A 7,399-nucleotide genomic window follows, 5' to 3' on the forward strand; every position below is an offset into this window, starting at 1 on the left:
GCCGCACAGCCGGGCGATTTCGGCCCGTGCCGCCCGGCGCAGGCGGCTGGCCTGCTGCCCGCAGAACGAGGCCTCGGTATGGCTGTTGGCGTAATAGGGCAGGATGCGCGTCAGCACGAAATCCTCGATCTGCCGCAGTGCCCGGCCCGAGGCCACGTAGTCGGCATAGAGCAGCGGCCGGACGCCGAACGGACCGTCGATCGGCGCGCCTTCGCCGATCACCCCGTCCCGCAGGGCCGCCAGGTCATGCGCCTGCAATGAGGCGGTGAACGTGGCGAAAGGGTTCTGCTGGTCCGGCATCCTGTCATCCATCCCGTCATGGTCCGCGTGCGATATGATCCGAGGTGAAATTAGGCGGGAAATGGCGAGGAAACTTTATCATTCTCTGCGTTGAAACGGGATATTTTGGGTCATATGATCGGGTATGGACGAGAAACTGGATCGTTTTGATCTGTCATTGCTGCGGGCCCTGCAACGGGATGCCGCGCTGTCGCAACGTGAGCTGGCCGATATCGTGGGGCTGTCGCAGAATGCGTGCTGGCGGCGGCTGCATGCGCTGCGCGAGCGCGGGCTGATCCGGCACCAGACCGTGCGGCTGGATCCGGCGGCGCTGGGGCTGGGGCTGACCGTCTTCGTGCTGGTGCGCACGCGCCATCATTCGCGCGAATGGCTGGAGCGTTTCCGCAATGCGGTCACCGCCATTGCGAACGTGATCGATTTCTATCGCATCGCCGGCGAGTACGACTACATGCTGAAGGTCGTGGCCACGGACATGAACGCGTTCGACGAGATCTATCAGCGGCTGATCGCGCAGGTCGAACTGGATACGGTCACGTCCTACATGGCGATGGAGGCGATCTGCGACCGGCGCGACCTGCCGCTGTGACGGGGCGGGGTCGCTATGACGGATGGGCGGCGCGGGCGTGGCGGACATAGTCCAGCACGGCATGCAGATCGTCCATGACGGCCAGGGCCTTGGCGCGGATATCCTCGGTCGGGTCCAGCAGGTCGGGCACGACGATCACCGGAATCCCCGCCGCATGGGCGGCGCGCGCGCCGCTGTGCGAATCCTCCAGCGCCAGGCAGCGTTCCGGCGCCTGGCCGATGCGCCGCGCGGCGGTCAGGTAGGGTTCGGGGTCGGGCTTGCCCCGCGTGACGTCGTCGCGGGTGACGATGGCATCGAACCGCCGGTCCAGCCCGACTTGCGCCAGATGATGGTCGGTGCGGGACCGGCTGGACGAGGTGGCGATCGCGCGGGGCAGGCATTGCCGGTCCAGATAATCCAGCAGCGGTTCCACGCCGGCCTTCAGCACGAGGCGTCCGGCCGCGACGAGGGCGCTGAGATGGGCTTCCTGCCGGGCGAAGAACGTCTCCAGCGGGAAATCGGGGCCGTACGCCTCGCGCACCAGGGCGCGGCAGCCATCGGCCGGCACGCCGACCAGCCGCCGGCAGAAGGCGGGCGGGATGTCGACGCCCAGGCTGGCCCCGGCGCCGACCAGCGCTTCGTTCGCCAGGGTCTCGCTGTCCAGCAGCAGCCCGTCCATGTCGAAGATCACGCCGTCGATCGGGCGGGGCTGGAAAGGAGACGTATCCGGCATCGTTCATCCCGTCATTGACGAAGAGGGCTGGGGAAGATGTCCCGGAAATGGGGACGGCGGGGATCATAGCGGGCCGGCCGGCCTGTGGTAACCACTTCCCTTAAACTACTCCCTGGCAACCTTTGGGGATGCCGACGCACGCGCGGGGCCGGCGGCGTGGCGCCGTCCGGTCCCGTGCCGGTTCATCTGTCGCGAGTCGTTCGGGGTCAGGCCGTCAGAACCTGTCCGCCGCGCTCTTGACCGCTCCCTTGGCCTTCTCGGCCACGCCCTTCAGTTTCTGGGCGGTGCCGCGGGCCTCCAGGCCCGGATTGTTGGTCATCTTGCCGACGCCGCGCTTGACCTCGCCGACCATCGTATCGGCATGGCCTTTCAGCTTGTCCTTCAAACCACTCATGTCCGTTCCTCCGTCATGACGGATACCGGCCGCAGGCCGGCACGCGCTTCAACGTCCGGCACGGCGGATGGTTCGGAACGGCACCGGTCCGGTCAAGGCGTTGTGAGGCATGCCGGACCGGGCTTGTCCTATCAGGGTTGTTCGTCACCGATGGTCACGCCGTGGCCGGCCCCGTCGCCGTCGCTGCCGGAGGCCGCGACGGATCGTCCATGCGTGCCGCCGCAGGGCGTGCCGCCGGAAAAATCTCCGCCGGCCATTCCCATGCCGCCCATCCGGCCGCCCCCCATGCCCATTCCACCGCCCATTCCGCCGCCCATTCCGCCGCCGAAGCCCATGCCGCTGCCCATGCCGCCGAAGCGATGATGGCTGCCCATTCCGCCCTGGCCGGCCCCAGGGCTGCAACTGGCGGAATCGCCGCCATCGTCGCTGCAGGCGGCCAGCATCGGAACTGCCAGCAGCAGGCAGCACAGGAGGAGGCGGGAATGGGTCATGATCGGGTCCGCGCGGTGCAGTGTCAGGTCGCCCGATTGTGTGGCCCCGGGTCGGCCAGGGAAAGAAACCGTATGTAACCGGCCGGGAGCGTGGATCGCTATTGCTGATGGGTGGGGCTGATGGGTGGGACCCATGAGCGGGGCCGCTATGAGCGGACCGGCGGTCGGCTGCGGGTAAATCGGCGCCATCGCTGCAGCGGGACAATGTAGCTTGGCGATATTTTATGTTGCGGATGACACGACATGACCGGACGCGCCAGGGCGGAATTTTCGCGGTTTTCCTGGGAAAATTTTCCGGAACGGCCGGCTCCTGCCCTGGAAGATGAACTGGAATTAACTCCACGATCATCCGTTCGTGTAACATAAAGCGACAGTTTCGGATCTTGCCGAGTCGGATTGCGGCGGATGACGGGCAATGTCGTCGGCGCATGCCCGGATTGCCGGCCATCGGCGGAAAATGGAGCGAATTTTGCGGCCCTGCCGGCGCGGGACCTTGATCTTGTCGGGTTTTGCCCGGATGGTGTCCGGCGCGTTACAGGAGGCTGTGTTTTCGTTCAGGCGCCCCCGTCCGGGGATAATGAATTTACCGGCCCGGGACTTACCGGTCGGGGTCGATGCGTCATGACGTGGCTGGACGATTCGCCCTTCCCCGCCTCCGGTATCGGCCCGTTCAGCAAGCGGACAATCCAGGACACATGTTGCGCCGGCCAGGTGACGGCGGCGCGGTCATTTATCGGCATGGTACACAGGATAGAGTATATAGAGTATGAAGACTAAAGGCGGCATCCGCATCGCAATCGCAGGCGTCGGCAATTGTGCCAGCGCCCTGATCCAGGGCCTGCATTACTACACCCCGGCGCGGGGCGCCGAGGACGTGGTGGGGCTGATGCACGAATCGCTCGGCGGCTACCGCCCGTCGGACATCGAAGTGGTGGCGGCGTTCGATATCGATGCCCGCAAGGTCGGCACCGATGTCAGCCGCGCCATCTTCGCGCGTCCGAACTGCGTCGTGACCTTCCAGCCCGAGGTGCCCGACAGCGGCGTGACCGTGCGCATGGGCGCGGTGCTGGACGGCCTGTCCGAGCACATGGCGGCGTATGACCCGCAGCGTACCTTCGTGCGTGCCGACGTGCCCGAGTCGACCAAGGCCGACATCGTCGCCGAACTGCGCCGCAGCGGCGCGCAGATCCTGCTGAACTACCTGCCGGTCGGCTCGGAGCAGGCCGCGCGCTTCTATGCCGAGTGCGCGCTGGAGGCCGGAGTCGGGTTCATCAACAACATCCCCGTCTTCATCGCCAGCGATCCGGAATTCGCGTCGCGTTTCGCCGCCAAGGGGCTGCCGATCATCGGCGACGACATCAAGTCGCAGCTTGGCGCCACCATCGTGCATCGCGTGCTGACCGACCTGTTCGCCAAGCGCGGGGTGAAGCTGCTGCGCACCTATCAGTTGAATACCGGCGGCAACACCGACTTCCTGAACATGAAGAACCAGCAGCGGCTGGAGTCCAAGAAGACGTCGAAGACCGAGGCCGTGCAGGCGGTCGCCAAGGTGCGCATGGAGGACGAGACCATCCATGTCGGCCCCAGCGACTACGTGCCGTGGCAGAACGACAACAAGGTCTGCTTCATCCGCATGGAAGGCCAGTTGTTCGGCAATGTGCCGATGGAGCTGGAACTGCGCCTGTCGGTGCAGGATTCGCCCAATTCGGCCGGGGTCGCCATCGACATGATCCGCTGCTGCAAGCTGGCGCTGGACCATGGGGTCGGCGGCGTGCTGGCCGGTCCCAGCGCCTATTTCTGCAAGCATCCGCCGGTCCAGTACACCGATGACGAGGCGCATGAACTGGTCGAGGCCTTTATCGAGACCTATGCGGTCCAGGCCGTTCCCGCCTGATGAAATGCCTGATCGTCGCCGCGGGGCAGGGTAGCCGCCTGCGTGACAAGGGGCCGCTGAAGCCGCTGGTGCCCATCCGGGGGCGGCCCCTGATTGCCGAAGTCATCGACCGCGCCCGGCGCGGCGGGGTCGATGAATTCGTGATCGTGAACGGCTATCGCGGCGGCGAACTGCAGGTTGCCCTGGACGGCATGGCCGAATGCGAGGGCGTGCGCGTCACCCATGTGCATAACCCCGCCTGGGACCGGGCCAACGGCGTATCCGTGCTGTGCGCCCGTCCGTTCCTGGACGGGGCGTTTCTGCTGACCATGTGCGACCATGTGCTCGATCCCGGGATCAACCGCCTGATGGCGTCGCTGCCGCACCGGCCCGACAGCGTCACGCTGGGGGTCGATTACGACGTGGCGCGCATGCTGAACGATCCTGACGACGTGACGCGCGTGCGCTGCCGGGACGGCCGGATCGAACGCATCGGCAAGTCGATCGACGATTTCAATGCGTTCGATACCGGGATCTTCCACTGCACGCCGGCCATGTTCGACGCGCTGGAAAGCAGTCAGGCGGAAGGCGAGGACAGTATTTCCGGCGCGATGAATACGCTGGCCCGCTGGCGGCGCGCCCATGTGTGCGACATTGGCGGCCGGCTATGGATCGATGTCGACGATCCGGTGGCCTATGACAAGGCCGAACGCCTGATGGCGCAGGGTGCGCTCTGAAGGGGGCCGCCCCAGCCGGGAAGACGCGATGGAACAGGGACGGATAGTCGTGGCCCAGCCGGATCCGGTCAGGCGGACGTCGGAAATCGAAGAGCCGACCAACCTGTATGTCATTCATCCGGCCTCGGCCTGGCTGACGCGGCGTTTCGCGCGGCTGGGCGTGTCGCCCAACGCGGTGTCGCTGGCCGGCATGGCGGCCGGGCTGCTGGCGGGCGTCGCCTATCATGCCGGCTTTCTGCATGGCTGCGATCCGCGCGCCGTGCTGGTCGGTTTCATGCTGATGGTGGTCTGGCACGTCATGGACGGCGCCGACGGGCAACTGGCGCGCCTGACGGGCCGATATTCGCAGACTGGCAAGATTCTGGACGGGGTGTGCGACTATGCCACCTTTGCCGCCGTCTATGTGGGGCTGGCCCTGTCGCTGGCCCCGCGTCATGGCGGCTGGGTCTGGGCGCTGGTGGCGGTGGCCGGGTTCTGCCACGCCGTGCAGTCGGCGGCCTATGAACGGCAGCGCCAGGATTATAATTTCTGGGGCTGGGGACGGGGGGCGTCGCCGCTGGCCCGCAATGTCGTCCCGTCCGGCCGACGGGCCGGGGACGTGCTGTTCGGTCTGTATGCCCGGATCGAGGCGCTGACGACCGCGCTGGGCGAAAGCGGGCTGAATGGCCGCCTGGCGGTGATGCTGGCGGCCCATCCCGACCGCGCGCCGGACATTCGCCAGCGCTATCGCGCGGCCTTCGCGCTGCAGGTGCGACGCTGGTCGGTGCTGTCGGCCAATTACCGCACGCTGGGACTCTTTCTGTGCGCGCTGCCGGGACGGCCGCTGGCCTATTTCGCCTTCGAGATCGTGGGGTTCTCGGTCATCCTGCTGGGGCTGCTGCGCCGGCAGCGCCGGTGCGACGCGCGCTTCCTGGCGGCGCTGGAGGGCGTGGCGGCCGAGGCGCCACCCGCGCGCCCCGCGCCCGCGAGAGCCCTGTCTGTTAACGTCCGTTAGGTTCAGTCCCGCGTCGTGATCAGCAGGTAGGCCGCCGACATCATCAGCAGCAGCGACGGCGTCAGCGCGGTCAGCGCCGGGTTGAGGTCGAACAGCAGGCCCAGGCGGCTGGTGATTTCCTGCCCGAGCGAGAAGATCGTGGCGATCGCCACCCCGATCGCCATGCGATAGCCGACATTCTGCGCGCGCGGCGGCCCGAACACGAACGGCGCCGCGCAGGCGATCAGCGCGATCATCGCGAACGGGATGCTGATCCGCTCCCAGAGTTCCTGTTCGTAGCGCGTGGCGGGGAGGTGATGGCGCTTGAGGTCCTGGATATAGCGGTAGAGCGCGATCGGCGGCGCGCTTTCGGGCGGCAGGCTGAGGAAGCGGATCTGCCGCGACGACAGGAAGGCGGGCCAGGCCAGGCTGTCCAGGTGATCGGTGCGGAATTGCGACGCGGCGATCGTCTTGCGCGTCACGTCGCGCAGCATCCACACGTCGTCGGCGCCGATCCGCGCCCCGGCGGCGTGCAGATATTCCGTCATGCCGCCATCGGGGGCGAAACGGTAGATATCGACGTCTTCGGCCTGGGTCTCGACGGGAAAGCGGCGCACGCTGAGGAACTGGTCGTCGCCATGGGCCCAGAAGCTTTGGCCGCGCTCGTCCGCGACGCTGGCCAGGGCGTTGTCGTGCCGTTCCTGCGCCATCTGCCGCGTCGGCGGCACGACGAACTGCGCCAGCAGGAACAGGGCCACGACGATGGGGGCCACCAGGCGCAGCACCGCGGCGATGATGCGCGTCTCGGACAGGCCGATCCCCTGCAGCGCGGTCAGTTCCGAATGTTTCGCCAAGCCGCCCAGCCCCAGCAGGCAGGCCAGCAGCATGGCGATGGGCGTGACCTGCAGGAAGCGCGCGGGACTGAGCAGCGCGGCATAGGCCACCGCGTCGGCCAGCCGGTACCGGCCGTGCCCGACCAGCGGGAGCTGGTCGACGAATTCCAGCAGGCTGAACAGGGCGGTCAGCCCCATCGCCACCAGCAGGAAGGCGCGCAGCGTCACCATCTGGATATAGCGGTCGAAACGCTTCATGCCCGGCGGACCCGGTCCGTCAGGCCCGCCGCGATCTGGTCGCGCAGCAGGAAGGCCGCCAGGGCCGCCAGCATCGCCGGCGCCCACCAGATGCCGGGCAGCGTGCCGACCATGCCATGCTGCACCCAGGTCCGCGCCGAGGTGTAGAGCAGGTAATAGACGAAGAAGATCAGGATCGCGGTGCCCAGCTTGCCGTAGCGGTTCTGCCGCGGGCGTCCGCGCGCCAGCGGCACCGCCAGCAA

Annotated in this window: 9 protein-coding genes and 1 pseudogene; 4 read left to right on the forward strand and 6 right to left on the reverse strand. The window is 67.1% G+C overall.

Annotated elements, in window-relative coordinates; all coding sequences use genetic code 11:
* A pseudogene (locus HUK84_RS07705) lies at nucleotides 1-300 on the reverse strand (aminotransferase class V-fold PLP-dependent enzyme); the annotation flags it as partial.
* A 124-nt stretch (nucleotides 301-424) separates the two neighbouring features.
* Between HUK84_RS07705 and HUK84_RS07710 the strand changes: the two are divergent.
* Entirely contained in the window at nucleotides 425-886 is a 462-nt protein-coding gene (locus HUK84_RS07710) for an Lrp/AsnC family transcriptional regulator (RefSeq protein WP_176639766.1), read from the forward strand.
* Nucleotides 887-899: 13 nt separating this feature from the next.
* Here HUK84_RS07710 and HUK84_RS07715 read toward each other — a convergent pair whose 3' ends face one another.
* From HUK84_RS07715 to HUK84_RS07725, 3 genes are all read right to left on the reverse strand, one after another.
* Nucleotides 900-1,598: an HAD family hydrolase gene (locus HUK84_RS07715; protein WP_176639767.1), complete on the reverse strand. Its 699-nt coding sequence runs from the start codon at nucleotides 1,596-1,598 to the stop codon at nucleotides 900-902.
* A gap of 214 nt (nucleotides 1,599-1,812) precedes the next feature.
* Complete coding sequence (locus HUK84_RS07720; protein ID WP_176639768.1) at nucleotides 1,813-1,992, reverse strand: CsbD family protein; 180 nt, start codon at nucleotides 1,990-1,992, stop codon at nucleotides 1,813-1,815.
* A gap of 131 nt (nucleotides 1,993-2,123) precedes the next feature.
* Nucleotides 2,124-2,483 (reverse strand): hypothetical protein, encoded by a 360-nt coding sequence (locus HUK84_RS07725; protein ID WP_176639769.1) that lies wholly within the window; start codon nucleotides 2,481-2,483, stop codon nucleotides 2,124-2,126.
* A 766-nt stretch (nucleotides 2,484-3,249) separates the two neighbouring features.
* Here HUK84_RS07725 and HUK84_RS07730 point away from each other — a divergent pair.
* From HUK84_RS07730 to HUK84_RS07740, 3 genes are read left to right on the forward strand one after another with little or no spacing between them, the layout of a single operon-like run.
* Entirely contained in the window at nucleotides 3,250-4,377 is a 1,128-nt protein-coding gene (locus tag HUK84_RS07730) for an inositol-3-phosphate synthase (RefSeq protein WP_176639770.1), read from the forward strand.
* Nucleotides 4,377-5,093: a phosphocholine cytidylyltransferase family protein gene (locus tag HUK84_RS07735; RefSeq protein ID WP_176639771.1), complete on the forward strand. Its 717-nt coding sequence runs from the start codon at nucleotides 4,377-4,379 to the stop codon at nucleotides 5,091-5,093. The genes HUK84_RS07730 and HUK84_RS07735 overlap by 1 nt, the downstream gene beginning before the upstream one ends.
* A gap of 49 nt (nucleotides 5,094-5,142) precedes the next feature.
* The gene (locus tag HUK84_RS07740; protein WP_317135255.1) at nucleotides 5,143-6,087 is read left to right on the forward strand and encodes a CDP-alcohol phosphatidyltransferase family protein; all 945 of its coding nucleotides are present in this window, start codon (nucleotides 5,143-5,145) and stop codon (nucleotides 6,085-6,087) included.
* Nucleotides 6,088-6,089: 2 nt separating this feature from the next.
* Here the strand turns inward: HUK84_RS07740 and lptG are convergent, their stop codons facing one another.
* Together lptG and HUK84_RS07750 are read right to left on the reverse strand one after the other, a co-directional pair.
* Nucleotides 6,090-7,157, reverse strand: coding sequence for an LPS export ABC transporter permease LptG (lptG, locus tag HUK84_RS07745; protein WP_176639773.1), 1,068 nt, complete (start codon nucleotides 7,155-7,157; stop codon nucleotides 6,090-6,092).
* A partial coding sequence (locus tag HUK84_RS07750) for an LptF/LptG family permease (protein WP_176639774.1) occupies nucleotides 7,154-7,399 on the reverse strand: 246 nt, incomplete at its 5' end. The genes HUK84_RS07750 and lptG, both read right to left, overlap by 4 nt.

The sequence above is a fragment of the Nguyenibacter vanlangensis genome, assembly GCF_013376155.1.
In the GTDB taxonomy this organism is placed as follows: Bacteria; Pseudomonadota; Alphaproteobacteria; order Acetobacterales; family Acetobacteraceae; genus Gluconacetobacter; species Gluconacetobacter vanlangensis.

Coding starts and splice junctions, on each gene's coding strand:
- HUK84_RS07715 (WP_176639767.1), bottom strand. CDS start 1,598: ATGCCGGATACGTCTCCTTTCCAGCCCCGCCCGATCGACGGCGTGATC.
- HUK84_RS07725 (WP_176639769.1), bottom strand. CDS start 2,483: ATGACCCATTCCCGCCTCCTCCTGTGCTGCCTGCTGCTGGCAGTTCCG.
- HUK84_RS07710 (WP_176639766.1), top strand. CDS start 425: ATGGACGAGAAACTGGATCGTTTTGATCTGTCATTGCTGCGGGCCCTG.
- HUK84_RS07730 (WP_176639770.1), top strand. CDS start 3,250: ATGAAGACTAAAGGCGGCATCCGCATCGCAATCGCAGGCGTCGGCAAT.
- HUK84_RS07735 (WP_176639771.1), top strand. CDS start 4,377: ATGAAATGCCTGATCGTCGCCGCGGGGCAGGGTAGCCGCCTGCGTGAC.
- HUK84_RS07720 (WP_176639768.1), bottom strand. CDS start 1,992: ATGAGTGGTTTGAAGGACAAGCTGAAAGGCCATGCCGATACGATGGTC.
- lptG (WP_176639773.1), bottom strand. CDS start 7,157: ATGAAGCGTTTCGACCGCTATATCCAGATGGTGACGCTGCGCGCCTTC.